At 58.4% G+C, this 22,662-nt stretch carries 18 protein-coding genes; 7 read left to right on the top strand and 11 right to left on the bottom strand.

All coding sequences use genetic code 11. From position 1 onward, the window contains the following. Positions 1-88 precede the first annotated feature (88 nt). The gene (locus tag H7R58_RS06260; RefSeq protein ID WP_106924744.1) at positions 89-1,552 is read left to right on the top strand and encodes a MocR-like pyridoxine biosynthesis transcription factor PdxR; all 1,464 of its coding nucleotides are present in this window, start codon (positions 89-91) and stop codon (positions 1,550-1,552) included. Here H7R58_RS06260 and H7R58_RS06255 read toward each other — a convergent pair. From H7R58_RS06255 to H7R58_RS06245, 3 genes are read right to left on the bottom strand one after another with little or no spacing between them, the layout of a single operon-like run. Further along, on the bottom strand, positions 1,549-4,644 hold the full coding sequence (locus H7R58_RS06255) for an efflux RND transporter permease subunit (protein ID WP_182929350.1): 3,096 nt from the start codon (positions 4,642-4,644) through the stop codon (positions 1,549-1,551). The genes H7R58_RS06260 and H7R58_RS06255 overlap by 4 nt on opposite strands. A gap of 10 nt (positions 4,645-4,654) precedes the next feature. Next, positions 4,655-5,725 (bottom strand): efflux RND transporter periplasmic adaptor subunit, encoded by a 1,071-nt coding sequence (locus H7R58_RS06250; protein ID WP_182929351.1) that lies wholly within the window; start codon positions 5,723-5,725, stop codon positions 4,655-4,657. 56 nt (positions 5,726-5,781) lie between these two features. Next, the gene (locus H7R58_RS06245; protein WP_182929352.1) at positions 5,782-8,505 is read right to left on the bottom strand and encodes a cation-transporting P-type ATPase; all 2,724 of its coding nucleotides are present in this window, start codon (positions 8,503-8,505) and stop codon (positions 5,782-5,784) included. A 506-nt stretch (positions 8,506-9,011) separates the two neighbouring features. Here H7R58_RS06245 and H7R58_RS06240 point away from each other — a divergent pair. After that, positions 9,012-9,260, top strand: a complete 249-nt coding sequence (locus H7R58_RS06240; protein WP_106924748.1) for a DUF1158 domain-containing protein — start codon at positions 9,012-9,014, stop codon at positions 9,258-9,260. A gap of 87 nt (positions 9,261-9,347) precedes the next feature. On the opposite strand, the gene H7R58_RS06235 is transcribed toward H7R58_RS06240, so the two are convergent. Then, positions 9,348-9,695 (bottom strand): RamA family antibiotic efflux transcriptional regulator, encoded by a 348-nt coding sequence (locus tag H7R58_RS06235; protein ID WP_106924749.1) that lies wholly within the window; start codon positions 9,693-9,695, stop codon positions 9,348-9,350. 33 nt (positions 9,696-9,728) lie between these two features. Beyond that, complete coding sequence (locus H7R58_RS06230; RefSeq protein WP_106924810.1) at positions 9,729-10,829, bottom strand: MBL fold metallo-hydrolase; 1,101 nt, start codon at positions 10,827-10,829, stop codon at positions 9,729-9,731. Between the two features lie 190 nt (positions 10,830-11,019). On the opposite strand from H7R58_RS06230, the gene H7R58_RS06225 reads away from it, so the two are divergent. The 3 genes from H7R58_RS06225 (at position 11,020) to nfsB (ending at position 12,739) form a co-directional block, all read left to right on the top strand. Continuing rightward, a complete protein-coding gene (locus tag H7R58_RS06225; protein WP_106924750.1) occupies positions 11,020-11,595 on the top strand; it encodes a TetR/AcrR family transcriptional regulator in 576 nt (191 codons plus the stop codon). Beyond that, positions 11,595-11,963: an MmcQ/YjbR family DNA-binding protein gene (locus H7R58_RS06220; protein ID WP_106924751.1), complete on the top strand. Its 369-nt coding sequence runs from the start codon at positions 11,595-11,597 to the stop codon at positions 11,961-11,963. Before H7R58_RS06225 ends, H7R58_RS06220 begins: the two co-directional genes overlap by 1 nt. 122 nt (positions 11,964-12,085) lie before the next feature. After that, on the top strand, positions 12,086-12,739 hold the full coding sequence (gene nfsB / locus H7R58_RS06215; protein WP_106924752.1) for an oxygen-insensitive NAD(P)H nitroreductase: 654 nt from the start codon (positions 12,086-12,088) through the stop codon (positions 12,737-12,739). Positions 12,740-12,824: 85 nt separating this feature from the next. Here the strand turns inward: nfsB and H7R58_RS06210 are convergent, their stop codons facing one another. After that, the gene (locus H7R58_RS06210) at positions 12,825-13,688 is read right to left on the bottom strand and encodes a helix-turn-helix transcriptional regulator (RefSeq protein ID WP_182929353.1); all 864 of its coding nucleotides are present in this window, start codon (positions 13,686-13,688) and stop codon (positions 12,825-12,827) included. A 107-nt stretch (positions 13,689-13,795) separates the two neighbouring features. Between H7R58_RS06210 and H7R58_RS06205 the strand changes: the two genes are divergently transcribed. Both H7R58_RS06205 and H7R58_RS06200 read left to right on the top strand, forming a co-directional pair. Continuing rightward, positions 13,796-15,223, top strand: a complete 1,428-nt coding sequence (locus tag H7R58_RS06205) for an MFS transporter (protein ID WP_106924754.1) — start codon at positions 13,796-13,798, stop codon at positions 15,221-15,223. 77 nt (positions 15,224-15,300) lie between these two features. Then, positions 15,301-16,548 (top strand): mechanosensitive ion channel family protein, encoded by a 1,248-nt coding sequence (locus H7R58_RS06200; protein ID WP_182934676.1) that lies wholly within the window; start codon positions 15,301-15,303, stop codon positions 16,546-16,548. Here H7R58_RS06200 and H7R58_RS06195 read toward each other — a convergent pair whose 3' ends face one another. The 5 genes from H7R58_RS06195 to pheP all read right to left on the bottom strand — a co-directional run bounded on the left by H7R58_RS06195 (position 16,549) and on the right by pheP (position 22,633). Continuing rightward, on the bottom strand, positions 16,549-17,529 hold the full coding sequence (locus H7R58_RS06195) for a LacI family DNA-binding transcriptional regulator (RefSeq protein ID WP_106924756.1): 981 nt from the start codon (positions 17,527-17,529) through the stop codon (positions 16,549-16,551). It lies immediately after the preceding gene. 76 nt (positions 17,530-17,605) lie between these two features. Beyond that, a complete protein-coding gene (locus H7R58_RS06190) occupies positions 17,606-18,757 on the bottom strand; it encodes a Gfo/Idh/MocA family protein (protein ID WP_182929355.1) in 1,152 nt (383 codons plus the stop codon). Continuing rightward, positions 18,754-19,782, bottom strand: coding sequence for a sugar phosphate isomerase/epimerase family protein (locus H7R58_RS06185; protein ID WP_182929356.1), 1,029 nt, complete (start codon positions 19,780-19,782; stop codon positions 18,754-18,756). The genes H7R58_RS06190 and H7R58_RS06185 overlap by 4 nt, the downstream gene beginning before the upstream one ends. A gap of 17 nt (positions 19,783-19,799) precedes the next feature. Next, positions 19,800-21,041, bottom strand: a complete 1,242-nt coding sequence (locus tag H7R58_RS06180; protein ID WP_106924759.1) for an MFS transporter — start codon at positions 21,039-21,041, stop codon at positions 19,800-19,802. 200 nt (positions 21,042-21,241) lie between these two features. Further along, positions 21,242-22,633 carry a phenylalanine transporter gene (gene pheP, locus H7R58_RS06175; RefSeq protein ID WP_106924760.1) on the bottom strand — a complete coding sequence of 464 codons (1,392 nt, stop codon included), beginning with the start codon at positions 22,631-22,633 and terminating at the stop codon, positions 21,242-21,244. Positions 22,634-22,662: the final 29 nt, after the last annotated feature.

The following is a 22,662-nucleotide window of genomic DNA, read 5'->3' as shown; positions in this document are numbered from 1 at the left end:
AGTTTTCGCACGCGCTTGTGGCAGACGGTTTCAGGCTGGTACAAAAATTGCTGCATGTTGATAACGCGAATAATCAGGGGAGCAGCGAATGATTCGGCACTTATTGCATGTGGATTTCGACGCGCAGCGCGGTTTACAAGAGCAGGTCCGCGAATCGCTGGTTAACGCCATTCTCGGCGGGATTTTTGCCGCCGACACGCCGCTGCCGTCGTGCCGCCAGCTGGCCCAGCAGCTGCAGGTTTCACGCAATACCACTGCGCTGGTGTTTGAAAGTCTGGTCAACGAAGGTTATCTGGTCAGCCGCCCGCGCAGCGGTTATTACCTGCATCCGGATTATCATGCGCCGCGTCTGGCGACGCCAGCGCCTGCACCCGACGACGCCGGCCGTGCACCATCATGGGGCAAACGGCTGAACATCACCCCCAGTCAGCAGGAGTCAATCCTGAAGCCCGCGGGCTGGATGCACTACCGCTACCCGTTTATTTACGGTCAACCCGATACCCGCTGTTTCCCGCTGACCAACTGGCGGGCCGCCGCTAACTGGCTGCACGGCGGCACGCGCGATCCGGCTTGGGTGGTAGACCATATCGATCAGGACGTACCGATGCTTATTGAGCAAATTCGCACTCGCGTACTGCCCAAACGCGGTATCGTTGCCGCGCCGGACGAAATTCTGATTACACTCGGATCGCAGAATGCGCTGTACCTGCTCACTCGCCTGTTGTTGTCGCGTCAGACCCGGGTTGGCGTAGAGAACCCCGGTTTTCGCGAGGCGATTAACACCTTTATGCTCAGCGACTGCCAGATTGTCCCGCACCCGGTCGATGAACAAGGCATCGTGTTAAATAACCTGCCCTGCGATTACTACTACGTCACGCCGGGTCATCAGGTCCCCACCGGAGTGACCATGAGTAAGGCGCGGCGCAGCCAGCTGCTGGCGCACGCCGCCCAGCACGACGCGGTGATTATTGAGGATGATTATGATTCGGAGAGTAACTTTCAGGCTAACCCGCTGCCCGCGCTAAAGGCCAGCGATCGCAGCGGGCGGGTGGTGTACGTCAGCAGCCTGTCGAAGGCGCTGTCGCCGGGTCTGCGTCTGGGGTTTATGGTCGCCGATCCGGACTTGATTGATGAAGCCCGGGCGCTGCGCCGTCTGGTGTACCGCCATCCGCCAAGCAACATTCAGTATCAGATGGCGCATTTCCTTGCCCAGGGCCACTACGAAACGCATCTGCGCCGCTATCGCGATGACTCCGCGCGCCGCTGGGACATGCTGCACAAGGCGCTAATGACGCAAATGCCAGAATGCCAGCCGCTGCCCGGCAGCGAACACGCCAACGCCTTCTGGCTTCGCACGCCGACGCACATCAGCACCCAGCAGCTCACCTGGCGTGCCGCCCACACCGGCGTGTTGATAGAGCCCGGCGCACGTCATTTTCTGGATGCCACCCCGCCGGATAATTTCTTCCGCATGGGCTTTCACGCCATTACCCCCGACGCCATCGCGCCGGGGGTCGAGGTGCTGCGTGCCCAGCTGGCGCAGATGGGTTAACCGAGCCGCCGGTGCGCCCACTCGCGCAGCCGCTGGAACAAGACGTACAGCGACGGAATAAACAGGATGCCGATCGCCGTCGCCACCAGCATGCCGCTGAACACCGTGGTGCCGATAATCCGTCGGCTCTGCGCCCCGGCTCCGGTCGAGAACATCATCGGCATAATGCCGATAATAAACGACACTGCCGTCATCATAACCGCGCGGAAACGACGGGTTGCCCCCTCGCGTGCGGCCTCCACGATCGACAACCCCGACTGGCGGCGCTCGCGGGCGAATTCCACGATCAGGATAGCGTTCTTCGCTGCGAGGGCGATTAACAACACCAGACCTATCTGTACATAAACATCGTTCGCATAGCCCGCCGCCCACAGCCACAGCAGCGCGCCGCCGATAGCGAACAGCACCGACAGCATGACGCTTGCCGGCAGCGTCCAGCTTTCATACTGCGCCACGAGGAACAGCCACGCCATGGCCACCGCCGCCAGCACGATCCAGATAGCCTGGTTGCCGGTTTGCTGCTCCTGCCACGACAGCCCGCTCCACGCGTAGTCGTAGCCCGCGGGCAGGTGCGCGGCAAGCAGTTTTTCCATCTCGCTCATCGCCGTACGGCTGCTCACCCCTTCCGCCGCGGAGCCGCTCACCGACACCGACGGGAACTGGTTAAACTGCTGAATAAACGGCGCCCCCACGGTCGGCGTAATGGTCACCAGGTTGCTCAGCCGCACCCGCTCGCCGTGATTGCTGCGGACAAACAGCTCGCCGATCTGCTCAGCGCGCTCGCGCCACTGCATCTCATTTTGCAGCACCACGTGATACACGCGGTTGTTAATGCTGAAATCACCGGCACGCGTGCCGCCAAAGGCAGTTTGCAGGCTGTTAAAAATGCGCGAAACCGGGACATCCAGCCGCGCGGCCTGATCGCGATCCACGTTCAACGTCAGCTGCGGCACGTTGCTGCTCCAGGTGGTAAATACCCGGCTCAGCTGAGGATGCTGATTCGCCTGCTGCAGAATCTGCCGCGTCACCTGCTCCAGCTCGGCAGGCGTTTGCCCGGCCTGCGCCAGAATGCGCAAATCGAAGCCTGCGGCGCTGCCCAGTCCCGGCAGCGTCGGCGGTGCGAACAGCATGATATTGGCTTCCGGCAGCGCGTGTAGCTGACGCTGCAGTTCGGCCATGACCGTCTCCAGCGACGCACGCTGCGACCAGTCTTTCAGCATCAGCGAAATAAACCCGCCGTTAGAGGCGCTGGTGCCGCTAAGAATACTGAAGCCAGACACCTGAATCACATCCTCAACGGCCGGATGTGCGCCCAGCAGGTCGCGCGCTTTCGCCATCACCGCTTCCGTACGCTCAAGAGAGGCCGATTCCGGCAGCTGGACGTTGGCGAACACGTAGCCCTGATCTTCCTGCGGCAGGAATCCCTTCGGCATCATGGAGAAACTCAATGCCACCAACAGCGCGGCGCTTAGGGTTGCGCCAACGGCCACCAGCGGGCGGCGGTTCATCCACGCCACCAGGCGACCATAGCCGTCGCGGGTGGTGTTCAGCCCAAGGTTAAACAACTGGAACAGCCTGGCAGGTTGTGCCGGACGCGGTCGCAGCAGCAGCGCACACAGCGCCGGCGTCAGCGTCAGCGCCACGATGCTCGACAGCGTGACCGCGGTAGAGAGCGTGACGGCAAACTGACGGTACAGCTCGCCGACGATCCCTGGCAGCATCGCGACCGGTACAAATACCGCCAACAGCACCAGCGTGGTGGCGATCACCGGTCCGGCGATCTGTTTCAGCGCCAGCGCGGTGGCCTCCTGTCGGCCCATCCCTTCGGCCATGTGTCCTTCTACGCTTTCCACCACCACAATGGCATCATCCACCACCATCGTCAGCGCAAGAATGATGGCAAACAGGCTCAGGGTATTGGCGCTGTAGCCCAGGACGTAAAGCACCGCAAACGTCCCTACCAGCGAAACGGGAATCGCCAGCGCCACAATAAGCGTCGCTCGCAGGCTTTGCAGGAATAAAGAAACCACGGCCACAACTGCCAGCAGCGTCAGCGCCAGCGAGGTCCCAATCTCTTTGATCGTGGCGGCAACAAAGCGGGTGGTATCAAACTTCACCTCCCAGGCCAGATCCGCCGGGAATCGGTCTTGCAGACGCGTCAGTTCCGCGCGCACAACGTTTGCGACCTGTAAGGCGTTCGCGGTAGGCGTCGGGTAAATCCCCATATAGGCCGAATCGACGCCGTTGAGCTGCGCGCTGGAGCTGTAGCTGCGCGCGCCCAGTTCAATATTGGCGACATCGGCAAGGCGTACCAGCTGCCCTTGTTCGCCGCTGCGCACCACAATACGGCTGAACTCCTCGGCCTCGCTCAACCGCCCTAACCCATTAATGGTCAGGGTTTGCTGCTGACCGTTAAACACCGGCGGCGTCCCCACCTGACCGGCGGCACCCTGTACGTGCTGTTCATTCAGCGCCTGGGCAATATCTTCACTGGTGATATTCAGCGCGTTCATGCGGTCCGGACGCAGCCAGATGCGCATGCTGTAATCGCGTGCGCCAAACATCTGTACCTGGCCGACGCCCGGCAGGCGCGACAGCGCTTCGCGAATCTGAGTGCTGGCGTAGTTGCTGATTTGTAGCGGCGAGATCGTGCCGTCAGGCGAATAAAGGCTGACGCCCATCAACAGATTGCTGGCGCGTTTGCGCACCTGTACGCCGTTCTGCTGCGCCTCGGTCGGCAGCTGCGCCACCGCCTGCGCCACGCGATTCTGGACGTCAATGGCCGCCATATCCGGGTCAGTTCCGGCGGCAAAGGTCAGGCTAAGGCTGTAAGCGCCGTCATCGGAACTGGTCGACTCCATATAGAGCATATGATCAACGCCATTAAGCTGCGTCTCCAGCGGCGCGGCGATGGCTTCGGCCACATCCTGCGCGCTGGCACCCGGCCAGCTGGCGCTGACGTTCACCACCGGCGGCGTGATTTGCGGGTACTGCTCCACCGGAATGAGCTTCAGCGCGACGGCGCCCACAAAGACCATCAGCAGCGCAATCACCATCGCGAAACGCGGACGGCGGATAAAAAACGTCAGCATCCTGTGCTCCTTAATTCAATAGCTGCACGGCGGCGCCGTCCGTCAGGCGCTGCGCGCCGTCGGTGATCACGCGCTCGCCCGCGTTAAGCCCTTTCGCCACCACAAAGGTCTGTCCCTGCTGGCCGCCCAGCTCAAGCCGACGCTGCCCGGCGGTATTCTCCGCCGTCAGCACCCAGCTGAAATAGCCTTTGGCATCCTGCTGCACGGCTGCCGCCGGAATCATCACGCTCTCGGTCATTTGCTGCGGACGCAGCGTCACCGTAACGTTACCGCCTGGCAGCAACCGATGCTGCGGATTGGCAAACTCTGCGCGTACCGCCACGCTGGCTGTACGGGCATCAATACGGTTATCGACCGAGGTCAGCACCCCGTCTTCACGTTGACCATCGAGGGTAATTTGCGCCAGCCAGGCCGCCTTCAGCGCGCGGATATCCGCATGCTGTCCCGCTTTGCTGTAGAACGCGGCCTCATCCAGCGCGAAGCTCACGCGAATGGGGTCAAGCTGGGCGATATCCACCAGCACGCCGCTGGCGGCATTGACCAACGTGCCGACGTGAAAGGCACTGTGGCCCACGCGGCCGCTTACCGGTGAGGTAATACGGGTGTAGTCGAGCGTTATCTGCTGCGCCGTTACCCGCGCTTTCGCCTGCTCAACGGCGGCGGCGGCAACGTCGCGCTGCATCTGAGCCGTATCAACGTCGTTACGGCTGATGGAGTGGTTAGTTTTCAGACTCTGGTAGCGCGTCAGCAGCTGCTGTGCCTGGCGTAGCGACGCCTGAGCGCTTTTCAGTTCGGCCTGTGCCAGCGCCAGCGCCGCCCGCGGCTGGGCATCATCAAGCGTAAAAAGGAGATCGCCTTGACTGACGTTCTGGCCGTCCTGGAAGTGGCGCTGCACGATGGTGCCTTCGGTGCGTGCGCGGATTTCAACGGCGTGGATAGCCTCCACGCGGCCCGGTAGCTGACGCTCCACCGCGTGCGGCGCGCGCTCAACGGTCGCGACACGTACCGGTACCGAGGCGTAAGCCAGCGTGCAGCCTGCCAGGCCGCAGGCCAACAGGGCGAGGCGGAAAGTTTTCTTCATGAGGGGATCCTTGCGTGGCAAGTGCCCCTCTCCGCCAGGAGAGGGGCTGGTCATCACTAGGTTGTCTTGCGGAAACGGCGGGTCAGACGCTTTTCAACTTCAACGACCAGGAACATCGCGGCGCCAATGGCCAGGGTGATGCCCCAGTAGCGCAGCGGCAGCGCTTCGGTGCCGAACAGCGTCTGCATCAGCGGCAGGTAGATAATCGCCAGCTGCAGCAGAAGCAGCACGCCGGTCACCAGCCAGATACCTTTGTTCTTCAGCAGGCCGCTATTCAGGGAGAAGCGGTCGCTGCTGCGGCAGTTAATCATGTAAACCCACTGCGCGGTCACCAGCATCTGCAACAACACGGTGCGGATAAACTCGGCGCTGTGGCCGCGCGGCGCAAGCCAGGCTTCAAGGATGAAGGCGGCAACGGCAATCATCGAACCGACAAAGGCGACGCGCCAGACGGCAAATGCATCCATCACGTGCTGGCCGGTTTTACGCGGCGGACGGTTCATCACGTTACGCTCAGCGGCTTCAAATGCGAGGCCAAAGGAGAGCGTGGCGGAGGTCGCCATGTTCATCCACAGAATCAGTACCGGCGTCAGCGGGATAATATTACCCGCCAGCAGCGCGATAATAATCAACAGCCCCTGCGCCAGGTTAGTTGGCATGATGAACAGAATCGTCTTCTTCAGGTTGTCGTATACGCGACGCCCTTCTTTTACCGAGCTGGCGATGGTGGCAAAGTTGTCATCGGTCAGCACCATGTCCGCGGCCTCTTTGGTCACCTCGGTGCCTTTGATGCCCATCGCGATACCCACGTCGGCCTGGCGCAGCGCCGGGGCGTCGTTAACGCCGTCGCCGGTCATGCCAACAATCTCGCCGCTTTCCTGCAGCGCTTTCACCAGGCGCAGCTTATGCTCCGGGCTGGTACGGGCGAAGATATCGTACTCGACCGCCGCTTTTGCCAGCTCGGCGTCATCCATGTGCTCCAGCTGGTAGCCGGTCATCGCTTCACTGCTGTTGCGGATCCCCAGCATCTGGCCAATGCTCATCGCCGTCTGCGGGTGATCGCCGGTGATCATCTTGACGCGGATCCCGGCATTCTGACAGGTGTGGATCGCATCAACGGCTTCCGGACGCGGCGGGTCCATCATCCCGGCAATGCCGAGGAATACCAGACCGTCCTGCAGGTCGCTGTGATCGAGGGTGTTCTGCCCAGCGTTAGCAGGCTTGGTGGCCGCCGCGACCATGCGCAGCCCCTGGCTGGCAAAGCGCGCCATTTCGGCTTCCCAGTAGCCGCGCTCAAACGGCACCACGCCACGTGCGGTCTGCTGCTGCTGACACAGCGCGAAGAGGACGTCCGGCGCGCCGGTCACCATCACAATCTCTTCGTCGGCCAGCTGGAAATGCGTTGCCATGTACTTGTACTGTGAGTCAAACGGGATCTTCGCTACCAGCTGGGTACGCAGCGGCTCAAGGCTCGCTTTCGCGGCCAGCACCTTCAGCGCGCCCTCGGTTGGGCCGCCGGTAATCCCCCAGTGGCCCTGCGGGTCTTTTACCAGTTGGCTGTCGTTACACAGATCGATGGTGCGCAGGTATTTCTCGAGCACGGTGTACGGCTGTACTTTTACCGGCTCGTTGCTGCCTTCCAGGTAGATGTTGCCGTGCGGCTCATAGCTATCGCCGTCTACGCGGTAGCAGCTATCGGCGGTGATAATCGCCTTCACGGTCATTTCATTCATGGTCAGCGTGCCGGTTTTATCCGAGCAGACCACGGTCATTGCCCCTAAGGTTTCCACGGTCGGCAGCTTGCGGATAATCGCCCGCTTGCGCGCCATGGCCTGTACGCCCAGAGACAGAATAATCGAGATAATCGCCGGCAGACCTTCCGGTACAGCGGCCACCGCGAGGCTAATCAGCGACAGCAGCAGCTCGCCCAGCGGAATGTCGCGCAGCAGCATGCTGAACACGAACAGCGCGGCCATCATCGCCAGGATAATGGCGAAAATCGCTTTGCCCAGCTTGTCCATCTGCACCAGCAGCGGCGTGCGGTGCTTTTCAATACCCGCCATCATCTGGTTGATGTGGCCGAGCTCGGTCTCCTGACCGGTAGCCACAACCACCCCGATGCCGCCGCCTGCGCTCACGGTGGTGCCAGAGAACACCATATTGGTGCGGTCGCCCAGCGGCAGTTCACCGTGCAGGACGTCGGTGTGTTTATCCACAACGGTCGACTCGCCGGTCAGAATCGCTTCTTCCACGCGCAGGTTGTGCGCTTCAATCAGGCGCATGTCGGCCGGAATACGGTCGCCCGCGCGCAGCACCACGATATCGCCCGGCACCAGCTCGGTGGTGGCGACGGTTTGATGGTTACCATCACGGATAACCTGCGCATCGCTGGAGAGCATATTGCGGATGCTTTTCAGCGATTTTTCCGCATTGCTTTCCTGAATATGACCAATCAGGGCGTTAATCACCGTAACGCCAAGAATGACGAAGGTATCGACCCAGTGTCCCATTACGGCAGTCAGCGCCGCTGCGGCCAGCAGGACGTAGATCAGCACATCGTTAAAGTGGGCGAGGAAACGCAGCCACGCTGGCTTACCTTTCTTTTCTGGCAGTGCGTTAGGGCCGTAGGTATTCAGGCGCTCCGCCGCCTCGGCCGCCGCCAGCCCCTCGGGCTGACTGTTGACCTGCGATAGCACCCGCTCGGTCGGCTGCTGGTACGCGTGCACCTGCGGGTCGTAGTCCCCGTGCGGCACGTTTTTGGCATTCATCATTTTCGACACGATAAATTTTCCTTTTAAATTCCTGCAAACGGAAAGCCTGAATTCATTTCTGGCCAAGGCGACATCGTTGGATATTTTTAATTAAGCGAAGAAATATTCGTTAGTTCACAACATTTCCGCTTTTTAAATTTCAAAACGACATTCAGTTGATTTACTAATATTAATATTACAGAATGTTCCTAAACCCCATCTAAACGAGGTCATTATGTTTGGAATCTACAGAGGACGCCGCCTGGCGCTGTACATCGCGCTGGCTATCGTGATTGCGACGCTGGTTGGATACAGTACTTATACTTTTGTAAAACTATTATCCTGAGCATGACGTTTATTTACGAAAGCATTATTTAATTTAATTCAAAACATTATTTACTCTTTTGCCATACGATTATTTTCGTAGGCTTGAGCATTTGTTTTAAATATTCAGCCGGAGGTATATTAAATTATAAACATTGCGTTCAAATAAAAATTACCGGACAATAATATCTTTAACCAAAGATTAACAACGCATGAAGCATCCTCTTGAATCACTGATGACCGCCGCCGGTATTTTATTGATGGCGTTCCTTTCCTGCCTGCTGCTTCCAGCGCCTTCGCTGGGACTGACGCTGGCGCAAAAGCTGGTTGAGACCTTCCATTTTATGGATCTCAACCAGTTTTATACCGTGCTGTTCTGCGCGTGGTTTCTGGCCCTGGGGGCGATTGAGTATCTGGTGATTCGCTACGTCTGGCGACGTTGGTTCTCGCTGGCGGCGTAGTCCTGATAAGCAACGCGCCATCAGGCACACCGATGCACGTTGCCGGATGGCGGCTAGCGCCTTGTCCGGCCTACAATCAGGGCAGAATCAATGCGCCCGCGGGCGATGATTCACTTTACGATAGGCACCCGGCGACTGATTAAACGTGCGGGTAAAAATGCGGGTAAAAGTTTGCTGGGAATCAAACCCGTACTTCAGACAGATGTCGTAGACCTTTTGATCGGTCGTACACAGTTCATCCGCCGCCAGATTCAGCTTGCGCTGACGGATGTAGCGGCCAAGGCTCTCCCCTTTGTGCTGTAAAAACAGACGCTGCAGGTGCCATTTTGAATAGCCCGCCCGGCGGGCGATTTCATCAATACGCAATGGCTGATGCAGGTTATTGTCAATCCATTCGACCAGAGTGTCGATTACCTGAGTGGCTAATTCGGTCATACGCCCTTCCCCTCGCTTAACGACAGCCGGTGGCTATTCCCACCAGGCTCGAAATGTTTGCATAGCGTCCGCCAGGCGAACCGGCTCGCCCTGCATCGGCGTCAGCAGCCGATATGCTTTATCTTTGCTGGCCTGCGCCAGCCGCTTGTACGGATCGTCCCAGGTATGTTTGGCCAGTACGAAGCGCCCAGCGTGACCCGGCACCACTCGGTCCGCACGCAGATCCACTGCCGCCTGTGCGGTTTGCTCCGGCATCATGTGGATGTAGCGCCAGTCCTGGTCATACTGACCGTCCTCCAGTATCGCCACGTCAACCTTGCCAAACCGCTCGCCAATATCCTTGAAGTGCGGGCCGTAGCCGCTATCGCCGCTGTAATACACCTTCTGCTGCGGCGTCACGAACATAAAGCTCGCCCACAGCGTTTGGTTACGCTTCAGGCCGCGGCCGGAAAAATGCCGCGCCGGCAGTACGTGCACGCTCAACGCATCGCTAAGCGTCACGCTCTGCTGCCAATCGGCCTCGGTAATGATGTCGTTTGCCATGCCCCAATAGCGCAGATGCGACCCGACGCCCAGCGGCACGACGGCGCGCTTAACCTTCGGCAACAGCCCTTTGATGGTGGCGTAGTCGAGGTGATCGTAGTGGTCATGGGAGATAATCAGCAGATCGATCTCCGGCATCGTCTCTGCGCGCCACGGATAGTCGCCGTCGAAGGCTTTATTCAGAAACGAAAACGGCGCGGCATAGCTGCTGAACACCGGATCAATCAGGATCCGCTGGCCCGCCAGCTGGAGATACCACGACGAGTGGCCCAGCCAGATTAACGTATCCTGGTCACGCGGCAGGCTGGCAAGATCGGTCGCTACCAGCGGCAGCGGGCGCGAGGGGCGCGCGTTTTCACGCTTTGCGGTGAGAAATTCCCACCACGCCATCAGCATATTTTTATCGCTGGTGAACCCCGGCGTCGGCAGGCTGTTGTGAAACGCCCCGTCGCGGTAGTTCGGCGAACGCTCAATCTGACTCTTCTCTGCCCCTTGCGGCACCTGACCGAAGCCGGGATTCAGAACAAAGGACAGGCTTGCTGCACTGGCAATAAGCATGATGGCAACCACACTGATGATGAAAGGTTTCATATCCAGACCCAAAACCGGCCTCATCCAGGAAGCCACACTAAAAAGATTGATTATGAGTGAGTAGGCACTCATTATAGAAAGAGGCAGAAAAAATCGTCAAGCAATTTTCAAATTTTGACAATCGACGTTGAAGTCCCTGGGGTTGGCATGTTTCAATCACATTTTTTTACAGTCAGAGAGGTAAAGTGTAGTGGCTCGTCCAAAGAGTGAAGATAAAAAACAAGCGTTACTGGAAGCCGCCACCAGCGCCATTGCCCAGTCCGGCATTGCCGCTTCGACTGCGATGATTGCGCGCAGTGCGGGCGTGGCTGAGGGCACGCTGTTTCGCTATTTCGCCACCAAAGACGACCTGCTGAACGCACTTTACCTGCATCTGAAAAGCGACCTCTGCCAGGCGATGCTCGCCGGGCTTGTCGATACCGACTCCCCCAAGGCCTTTACCCACGGCATCTGGAACAGTTATATCGACTGGGGCGTACGCAACCCTACCGGCCACCAGGCCATTCGCCGCATGGCGGTGAGCGAAAAGATTACCGAAGAGACGGTGCAGCAGGTCAGAGCCATGTTCCCGGAGCTGCAAAAGCTTTGCCAACGCTCGGTGCGTCCGGTGTTTATGTCCGACGAATTTCGCGCTTTTGGCGACGCCCTGTTCCTGTCGCTGGCGGAAACCACCATTGAGTTTGCCAGCCGCGAACCGCTGCGGGCCGATACGCTGAAGGCGCTGGGTTTTGAAGCCATGTGGCTGGCGCTGGCCGAGGACGACTAATGGACGGAAAAACGCTGCACCAGCGGGCGCACGACTTTGCCCTGACCCTGCCCTTTTCTGACGTCTACTGGCCTTTCGGGCCGGAATATGACGTGTTTACCGTCGAGGGGAAGATCTTTATGATCAAAACCTTTCTGCGCGGTGAAGCGATCGTCAACCTGAAGGTCGATCCCGAACAGTCCCTACTGCATCAGGCTATCTACCCGCATATTAAGCCGGGCTATCACATGAACAAAAAGCACTGGATTTCGGTCTATCCTGGCGACGAGATCGTGCCGGAATTGCTGGAAAGCCTGATTGAAGATTCGTGGAACCGGGTCGTCGATAAGCTGCCCAAACGCGTCCAGGCGCGGGTGCGCCCGGTTTGATTTTGCGTTAAATGCGATAAGTGTTATCGCATTTAACACCCTTCTCATTTGTCACAGCGCGCGGTACCCTGCTTTGATTCAACGCACCGATACGCGGTGTCTATCATCATTCAGGAGTTTTTATGGATATCGTTTCCGTTGCAAAAGCGCGCTATTCCACCAAGGCCTTTGATGCCAGCAAAAAGTTAACCGCCGAGCAGGCAGCTCATCTCAATACCCTGCTGCGTTATAGCCCGTCGAGCACGAACTCTCAGCCGTGGCACTTTATCGTCGCCAGTACCGACGAAGGCAAAGCGCGCGTGGCGAAATCCGCTGCGGGCGGCTACGTGTTTAACGAACGTAAAATGCTGGATGCTTCTCATGTGGTGGTATTCTGCGCCAAAACCGCCATCGACGATGCCTGGCTGGAAAAAGTCGTCGACCAGGAAGATGCCGACGGCCGTTTTGCGACGCCGGAAGCGAAAGCCGCGAACCACAAAGGCCGCACTTTCTTTGCCGACCTGCACCGTAAAGATCGTCACGACGATGACCAGTGGGCCGCGCGTCAGGTTTACCTGAACGTCGGCAACTTCCTGCTGGGCGTGGGCGCAATGGGCCTGGACGCAGTACCCATCGAAGGCTTCGACGCCGATGTTCTCGACGCAGAATTTGGCCTGAAAGAAAAAGGCTATACCAGCCTGGTTGTCGTGCCGGTGGGCTACCACAGCGTAGAAGATTTCAACAAGACGCTGCCGAAATCTCGCCTGCCGGAAGAAACGGTGATTACTGAGATCTGATTTAGCCCCGGCGGCGCTGTGCGTAGCCGGGCTACTCTTATTGCGTAGCCCGGACACGCGCGGCGGCGCCGGAACCGCTTTCGGACTAGAGCTTCGCCAGCACCGCTTCCCCAATATCATCCACCGGTAAGTACACCAGCAAACGTGAGCCATTACGCGGCGCAGAGTACCAGTACATCTGCTGCAGCTGAAAATCGCCGAACTCAGGATGGTGAAAATCTTTGATCTGATTCTCAACGCCGCGCACGTCATAGCGCTGATGCCATAGCGCCTCAAACTCGCTTGAAGCGGCAAAGAAGCGCGCCAGCTTGTTCTCCCACGCCGCGTCACCGCGATGTTCAGCCATGGCGGCACGGAAGTAAGACACAAATGTCGCAAGCACGTCGCGATTCGCCAGGCGGCTGCGCCAGCCGGGATGCGTCAGATACAGATAAATACAGTTTCGATCGTCTTCAGGAATGGTCGAAAAATCGACGCCCATCAGCCGACAAAACGCGTCGTTCCACGCCACAATGTCGAAATTCGCACGCTGAATACTGGCCGGCTGCGGCAGCAAACTGTCGAGCATGCGGCGCGCGCCTGGACTGATACCTTCGCAAAGCGGCACGTAGGCAGACTCCAGCGGTTTCAGCCCAGCCAGCACGAACAGATGGCGCGTCTCCAGCTCGCTGCACTGCAGCGCCTCGGCAATCGCCTGCATCACCGCCACCGAGGGGTTAACCTCGCGCCCTTGTTCCAGCCAGGTATACCAGGTCACGCCAACGTCTGCCAGCATCGCCACTTCTTCACGGCGCAGGCCGGGTGTGCGCCGCCGCCCGCTGCGCGGTAGCCCCAGGCGCTGCGGATCGAGGCTTTCCCGCCGCGCGCGAAGAAAAGCGCCCAACTGCTTGCGGCTATCGTCCTGCCGCGCGGTCGGTGCGGCGGCTTCACCCGGGGTAATAAGGCTCATCATCTCTCCAGCATGGTAGTGCCAATACCCGTATAACCAGGAACTGGTACCCGTTTATTGAATCAGCGATGCTACGTCCATTCGCTGAACGACGCAATGGAGCTACCATGAAAACGTCTGCTGTTTCCCCCGGTCGCGCGGGGCTTTTCCTGTTGTTAACCGGCCTGATGTTGCCCCAGATCGACACCTCGATCACCAACGTCGCCCTCGACTCCATCACCGCATCACTGCACGCCAGCCCCACCCAACTGGAGCTGATCGTCGCACTGTACGGCGTGGCGTTCGCCGTCTGCCTGGCGATGGGCAGTAAACTTGGCGACAACTATGGCCGCCGCCGTCTGTTTATGTGGGGCGTGGCAATCTTTAGCTTCGCGTCCTTACTGTGCGGGCTCGCGAACTCAATCACCGCCCTGCTGGCCGCCCGCACCTTACAGGGCGCAGGGGCAGCGCTCATCGTGCCGCAAATTCTCGCCACGCTGCACGTGACGCTGAAAGGGAGCGCCCACGCTCGCGCCATCAGCCTGTACGGCGGCATTGGCGGCATTTCGTTTATCGTCGGGCAGATGTGCGGCGGCTGGCTGGTTTCCGCGGATATTGCCGGGCTCGGCTGGCGTAATGCTTTTTTTATCAACGTGCCGATAGGCCTGCTGGTGCTGGCCTATAGCCGCCGCTACGTGCCGGAAACCCGCCGCGATGAGCATACCCGAATCGACTGGCAGGGCACTTTTAGCCTTGGACTGATTTTGTGCTGTCTGCTGTTCCCGATGGCGCTGGGGCCGGAACTCCGCTGGCCGTGGCCGCTGCGCCTGATGCTACTGGCGATTATTCCGCTGCTGTGGTGGATGCGTGCCAGCGCGCTACGTCAACAGCGACGCGGCGAGCATCCTCTGCTGCCCCCGCGTCTGCTCCAGCTCGCCAGCGTCCGCTTTGGTATGGCGATCGCCCTGCTGTTTTTCAGCGCCTGGTCCGGCTTTATGTTCTGCATGGCGCTCACCATGCAGTCTGGTCTGGGCATGGCGCCATGGCAATCGGGTAACAGCTTTGTGGCGCTGGGCGTAGCCTATTTCGTCTCGGCGCTGTATGCGCCTAAGCTGATTACTCGCCACAGCATGGGGCGGATTCTGCTTGCGGGTCTGGCCATACAGATAAGCGGTCTGCTGCTGCTGATGGCAACCTTCCATCATTTTGCGCATGCGACAACCGCTCTGGCGCTGGCGCCGTCGACGGCGCTGATTGGCTACGGTCAGGCGCTGATCGTGAACTGCTTCTATCGGGTAGGAATGCGCGACATCACCGCCAACGACGCGGGCGCCGGCAGTGCGTTGCTAAGCACGCTACAGCAGGCCACGCTGGGCCTCGGTCCCGCGGTGTTTGGTTCATTGCTGCTGGCGCTCATGCATAGCCACCGCGGCAGCTATACCGATGCGATGATCGGCTTTCTCGGCGTAGAAGCGGTGATGATGCTGGCGCTTGCGGTCATCGCTATCTGTCTGCGCCATCATTTAAACCACCGTCCGGCGCTGGCAACGTCGTAACCTTAAGTTCCTGTATAGCCGTTTGCATAATATAGCCATCGCAGCCATTATAATTAGCTGGCTATACAGGAGATGTTATGCAGGAACTGATTACACAGATAGAAGAGATGGGCATTGAAATAAACCATACCAATTCATTGATCATCATTTTTGGTATTATTTTTCTCACTGCCATCATTGTCCATCTGATACTCCATCGGGTGGTGCTACGCACCTTTGAAAAACGCGCGCAGGCCAGCAGCCATTTATGGCTGCAAATTATTACGCAGAATAAACTTTTCCACCGGCTGGCGTTTACCCTGCAGGGGATTATCGTCAACGTGCAGGCCGTACTGTGGCTGCAAAAAGGCAGCGATGCGGCGCAAATATTAACCACCGCCGCCCAGCTGTGGGTGATGCTTTATGCGCTGCTGTCGTTCTTCTCGCTGCTGGACGTTATTTTTAACCTGTCACAGAAGCTGTCATTCTCTTCGCAGCTACCGCTGAAGGGGATATTCCAGGGCGTTAAGCTGGTCAGCGCGATCCTGATTGGCATTCTGATGATTTCGCTACTGCTGGGGCAATCGCCGGCTATTTTAATCAGCGGCCTCGGGGCAATGGCGGCGGTATTAATGCTGGTATTTAAGGATCCGATTCTCGGTCTGGTGGCGGGAATTCAGCTTTCTGCAAACGACATGCTGAAGCTCGGCGACTGGCTGGAGATGCCGAAATACGGGGCCGACGGCGCGGTAACCGATATTGGTTTAACTACCGTCAAAGTGCGGAACTGGGATAATACCATTACCACCATCCCCACCTGGTCGCTGGTCTCTGACTCATTCAAAAACTGGAGCGGCATGTCGGCTTCGGGCGGCCGTCGCATTAAGCGCAGCATTAATGTTGATACCACTAGCGTGCATTTTCTTGACGAGCAAGAGCAACAGCGGTTAATTCAGGCACGCCTGCTAAAACCGTATATGGACTCGCGTCATGAGGAAATTAGCCTGTGGAATCAGGAGCACGGCGGCGATGGCTCTGTGCTGAACCTGCGCAAGATGACCAATATTGGTACCTTCCGTGCCTACCTCAATGAATATCTGCGTAACCATCCGCGCATTCGCAAAGATATGACGCTAATGGTTCGCCAGCTGGCACCGGATAATAACGGTTTACCGATTGAGATATACGCCTTCACCAATACCGTAGTGTGGGCGGAATATGAAAGCATCCAGGCCGATATTTTTGACCATATTTTCGCCGTGGTCGAAGAGTTTGGCTTACGGATTCATCAGTCGCCGACCGGTAACGATATTCGCGCCCTGGCAGGCGCGATGGGGCAGCAATAATCAGGCGCTGGCGCGTGAAATAAAGCGCCAGTCCAGCATGGTTCGTTCTGGACGGGCGTCGGGGTTTTCGATTTTGTTGAGCAGCAGCGCGACGGCGTGGGCGCCAATCTCACGCGACGGCTGCTCCACGGTCGTCAGCTGCGGTGACACCATTTCGGCCAGCTCCGTACCGTCAAAACCCACCACCGCAATATCCTGCGGCACGCGCAGCCCCGCCTGCTCCACGGCGCGCAGGGCTCCCGCCGCCAGCGCGTCGGATACCGCAAACACGGCATCAGGACGCGGGTTCATCGCCAGCAGCTTTTTCATCGCCGCCTTGCCCGCAGCGGCGCTAAGGTCGCTGGCGTATTCTACCGGTTGGTACGCCAGGCTTTCCCGCGCCAGCACGTTCTTATAGCCCTGTTCACGCAGGCGCGCATATTTGTAGTTGAGGTCATGGTTGATAAGCGCAATGTGCCGACGCCCGAGCGCCGCCAGATAGCCCACCGCATGTTCGGCAGCCTTGACGTCGTCGATCCCCACGCAGGAAACGTCGCCCGCATCAGCGTACTCGGCGCACTGAACCCACGGCGCGTCGCCAATCACGGTCGTCAGCTCCGGCAGGCGGGTAAACGCATCCATAGTGATAATACCGTCGACCATTTTGCCGGTCAGCAGACGCAGGCCGGATTTCGAACGCTCAATATCCGAACCGGAGTTGCACAGCAGAATACGGTAACCGTTCTTTTCCGCCGCTTCTTCGATGCCCTTCACCACCTCGGCGCAGAACGGGTTGGCGATGTTCGATACCATCACCAGAATCATTGAGCTACGCGCCGTGCGTAGCTGTCGTGCCAGCAGGTTAGGCTGGTAGTTGCTCTCTTTAATGGCCTGAAGAACACGCTCGCGGTTTTTCGCCTTCACCGTTTCGCTGTTGTTCAGCACGCGCGACACGGTCGCTACCGAAACGCCCGCCAGCTGAGCGATTTTCTGAATTGACATACAACGCCATTCCCTGCAGTTAACGCTTTGCGTGCAGGCTACCACAAAAAACGTGCCCGGCGTACCGGGCACAGGGTTATTGTTCAACGTGTATCCAGCGTCTCTGCTGATGGCTTTTCACAATAGCATCAACAATATACATCACATTCGCCCCTTCACTGAACGAGGCAAAACGGCGTTCAGCGGCGGCTGGCATTTTCCCACTCTGCACGGCACGGTAGAAATACCCCATCATATTTTTAAACGCGTCAGGCCAGCCTTCACTATGACCGCCGGGGAAGTGTGCCTGCCCGGCCACGTCGCCGTTCAGCAGCCCGGGGTCATCGCTCAGCAGTTGGTTGGGCTGGCTACGCTGACCAATCCACAGCTGTTGCGGCGTTTCCTGATCCCAGGCAAGCGAACAGGCGCTGGCGTTAATATCAAAATACAGACGATTTTTACGCCCGGCGCTGACCTGCGAGACGCTAAAACAGCCTTTGCTGCCGTCATCGAAGCGGAACAAAACCGAGCCGGCATCCTCCGTCGTGACCGGGACATCGCGATACGCCAGCGCTTCGCCGCGTTCGCTAAACGTTGCCTGAGCGTCAAGGCTGGCCTTGCGCGTCGGCCAGACGATAGCCAGATCGGCCATCACTTCCACAATTCGCCGTCCGGTAACAAACTGCACCGTGTCACACCAGTGCGATCCGATGTCGGCCACCGCGCGCGATACGCCTCCCTGCTCCGCATCGACTCGCCAGTTAAAGTCGTGTTCTAGCAGCATCCAGTCCTGATGATAGCCGCCGTAGGCTGAAAACAGACGGCCGGTCTGGCCTGCACGCATCATACTGGCCGCCTGCTGTACCATCGCAAACTGGCGATAGACGAAGCTGACGCCGTGGACCACGCCCGCATCCTGCGCCATTTGTTCCAGCTCGCGCGCCTCCTCCGGCGTCATGCACAGCGGTTTCTCAGAGAAGACGTGTTTCCCCGCACGTAAAATCTGCCGGTTGACCGAGGCGTGCAGAAAATTAGGCGTACAGTTATGCACCACCTGTAGCCCAGGATGCGCCAGCAGCGCCTCGACATCACCGTAGGCGGATGGAATATTGAGCTGCCGCGCCTTTGCCTGCGCCTGCTCCAGCGAAGCATCGCACAGCGCCACCACCTCAACATCCCCCAGTCGCCTCAGCGCTTCAATATGCGCCGGGCCAATAAAACCTGAACCCACTATACCAACCTGAATCATCCACGAACCTCGCTACCGGCGGCAAAGTCATCAAACGCCCGCGCGGAGACGGGGATGATATGTCGCTGAATAAATTCACTGCCTTCGCGTGCGCCGGTTTGCGCATCCTTGAGGCAGCACTCCCACTCCATCACCGCCCAGCCGTCAAAGTCGTACTGGGTTAATTTGCTGAATATCTTCTTGAAATCAATATCGCCGTCGCCCAACGAGCGAAAACGCCCGGCGCGCTGCGCCCAGTTCTGATAGCCACCGTAAACGCCGCTACGCCCGTTGCGCTGAAACTCGGCGTCTTTAACGTGAAAAGCGCGAATGCGCGAATGGTAAATATCGATATAGCTAAGATAATCAATATGCTGCAAATGCAGATGGCTAGGGTCATACAGCATATGGCAGCGTGGGTGATTCCCCACCTGCTGCAAAAAACGCTCGAAGGTCACGCCGTCATGCAGATCCTCACCGGGGTGGATCTCGTAACACAGATCGACGCCGTGCTCATCAAAGCAGTCGAGAATTGGCCGCCAGCGGCTTGCCAGCGCCTTAAACGCCTCATCCAGCAGCGCCGCATTGTGCGGCGGCCACGGATAAAAATAGGGCCAGGCCAGCGCACCGGAGAAAGTCGCATGCGCCTTCAGACCCAGGCGCGCCGAAGCCTGCGCCGCCATTTTAACGCTGGCGACCGCCCACTGCTGCCGCGCCGTCGGATCGCCGCGCAGCGCCGCCGGAGCAAAAGCATCAAAAGCGCTGTCGTAGGCTGGGTTAACGGCGACAAGCTGCCCTTCCAGATGCGTTGACAGTTCGCTGATAGCCAGCCCGCGTTCCGCTAACCGCCCGGCGATATCATCACAATAGGTTTGGCTCGCCGCCGCCTGCGTCAGGTCGAATATCGTCGGGTGGTTGCACGGTAGCTGTAGCGCTTTAAAGCCCAGCCCCGCCGCCCACTCCGCCAGCCCGTCCAGCGTATTAAACGGCGGCTGACCGCTGATAAACTGCGCCAGAAAAATGCCCGGTCCCTTGATAGTTTTCATACCCCCTCCTTAAAAATTCACGCCTGCTCTTGCTCGTTGTATTTAAACGAGACAAGGAAAATCAATGCGATAACCACCGCTGCGACGGCGGGAATCCACCAGAAACTCACCCAGGCCGTCGGAACGGTTTGCCCGGCCACCAGATGGTTATACAGCGCGCCGGAAATCTGCGATCCGAGCAACATGCCGATACCGTAGGTAAACATCACCACCATGCTTTGCGCCTGCCCTTTGACCTTTTCGCCCGCCACGCGGTCGGTATAGATAAAGCCCACCACGAAGAAGAAGTCGTAGCACACACCGTGCAGCAGAATGCCGAGATACAGCAGGAAGCGCGTTTCTTCATTGATGCCCAGCGCAAAAAACATGTAGCGCACGAACCACGCCAGCATGCCAATCAGCAGCATGTACTTCACGCCAAGACGTCGGAACAACAGCGGGATAATCAGCATGAAAATAATTTCTGACATCTGGCCGAAGGACATCGCGGTACTGACATCCGCGACGCCCGCATCGGCCAGGAACGAGGCGGTATAGGCGTAGTAGGTGCCTAGCGGTACCGAGATCAGCGTGGCGCAGACCGCAAATACCAGGAAGTGACGGGTTTTCAGCAGCGCAAAAGCGTCGGCACAGAACAGATCGCGCAGCTTGAGCGGCTGCCCTTTTGCCGGGGCTGGCGTGTGCGGCAGCGTCAGGCTATACACCGCCAGTACGACCGAACACAGCGCCGCCAGCGTAAAGATGCCGGTGGTATCCGAAATACCGGTCACGCCAATAAAAATACCGGCGATAATCCAGCCAATGGTGCCGAATACGCGCACCACCGGGAACGTTTTGTCGATATTGCTCAGACTGTGGAACGCAATATTGTTCGTCAGCGCCAGCGTCGGCATATAGCAAAGCGTGTAGCCAAACAGCAGCGCTATCAGCATCGCTCCATTTTGCGCCACCAGCGCCTGCGGTACGAACCACAGAATCGCCGCACCCAGCAGGTGCATGACCGCCATGACCTTCTGCGAAGCAAAAAAGCGATCAACCAGCATCCCCAGAACGAACGGCGATAGAATCGAGGCAATCGGCCCCGCAGAAAAAGCATCACCAATCAACAGCGACATGTTGTACTGGGTCATGACCAGCCCGAGCGTGACCGACCAGCTTCCCCAGATAAAAAACTGCATAAACATCATAAGCGACAGGCGCGGCACTAACAGCCGGTGCTGTACGCCGCTACGTTCACGACTTTCCGTTGTAGACACCATATTCTCACCCTCAAAAGTAATCGATTACAAATACAGCTCACGTGAAAAGTAATCGATTACAAAAATAAGATCGCGCGTGTCAGTTCGGTTTTGCGAGAGCGGTCACGATAAACGAGCAGCGGGAAATTTAAACAGAATGCGCAAAAGACGCGCAGAGTGCGGCAGAAGGCGGCTCAGTGCGCCGCCTTCTGATTAAGCGATCACGCCTTACGGCGCAGCGTTTTAAACGCGACAAACAGGAACAGCACCCACACCGGCAGCAGAATCGCCGACAAGCGCATACCGTCCATCGTGCACATCAGCACCAGAATCATCAGCAGGAACGCAATGCAAACGTAGTTACTGGCCGGAGCCAGCAGCGCTTTGAACTTCGGCTCGCGTCCTTTACGGCGCATCGCCGAGCGGAACTTGAGGTGCGCCATGCAGATCATTATCCAGTTCAGCAGCAGCGTTGCGACCACCAGCGCCATCAGCAGGCCAAAGGCTTTCTGCGGCAGCAGATAGTTAACCAGCACCACCAGCGAGGTGATCGCGCCCGACAGCAGCAGCGAGTTAACCGGCACGCCGCGGCGGCTGACCCGGGTCAGGAAACGCGGCGCGTTGCCCTGCACGGAAAGGCCGAACAGCATGCGGCTGTTTGAGTAAACGCCGCTGTTGTACACCGACAGCGAGGCCACCAGAATGACGAAATTCAGCGCAGAAGCCACCACGTTACTGTCAAGATTGTGAAAAATCATTACGAACGGGCTGCTATCTGACTTGATGCCCTGCCACGGATACAGCGCCAGCAGTACAATCAGCGAGCCGATATAAAACAGCAGGATACGGTACACCACCTGGTTGACCGCTTTTGGAATAGTGGTTTCCGGGCTGCGCGCTTCCGCCGCCGTGATACCAATAAGCTCCAGACCGCCGAAAGAGAACATAATGACCGCCAGCGACAGAATCAGCCCCTTCCAGCCGGTGGCGAGGAAACCGCCGTCGCGCCAGAGGTTGTCAATGCTGGCATGATCGCCGCCGCGTCCGGTGGCCAGCATCCAGATCCCAAAGCCGATCATGCCAATAATCGCCAGCACTTTAATCAGCGCAAACCAGAATTCGGTTTCGCCGTACAGGCGCACGTTGACCAGATTGACGGCATTAATCAGGATGAAGAACCCCGCCGCCCAGATCCAGGTCGGCACGTCCGGCAGCCAGTATTGCATATAGATCCCGGCGGCGGTCAGCTCGGCCATGCCTACCAGCACGAACATCACCCAGTAGTTCCAGCCGGAAACAAAACCAGCGAACGGCCCCCAGTATTTATAGGCAAAATGCGCAAACGAGCCGGATACCGGCTCTTCCACCACCATTTCGCCGAGCTGGCGCATGATCAGAAAAGCGATAATACCGGCAATGGCGTAACCCAGTACCACCGCCGGGCCTGCCATCTGAATGGCTGGGCCGATGCCAAGGAACAGGCCGGTACCGATGGCGCCCCCGAGGGCGATAAGCTGGATATGGCGGTTTTGTAACCCGCGGTGAAGCGTCGGCCCCTGCTCCGACGAAGCATCCGGTTGATTCTGGCTGGATGCTGAGGACGCGTTTTTCACGTCTAACCCCTGTAGCTTTTATAGGAAGG

Source organism: Klebsiella sp. WP4-W18-ESBL-05 (assembly GCF_014169075.1).
Classification (GTDB): Bacteria; Pseudomonadota; Gammaproteobacteria; order Enterobacterales; family Enterobacteriaceae; genus Kluyvera; species Kluyvera ascorbata_B.
This window is presented reverse-complemented; position numbering and strand designations above follow the sequence as displayed.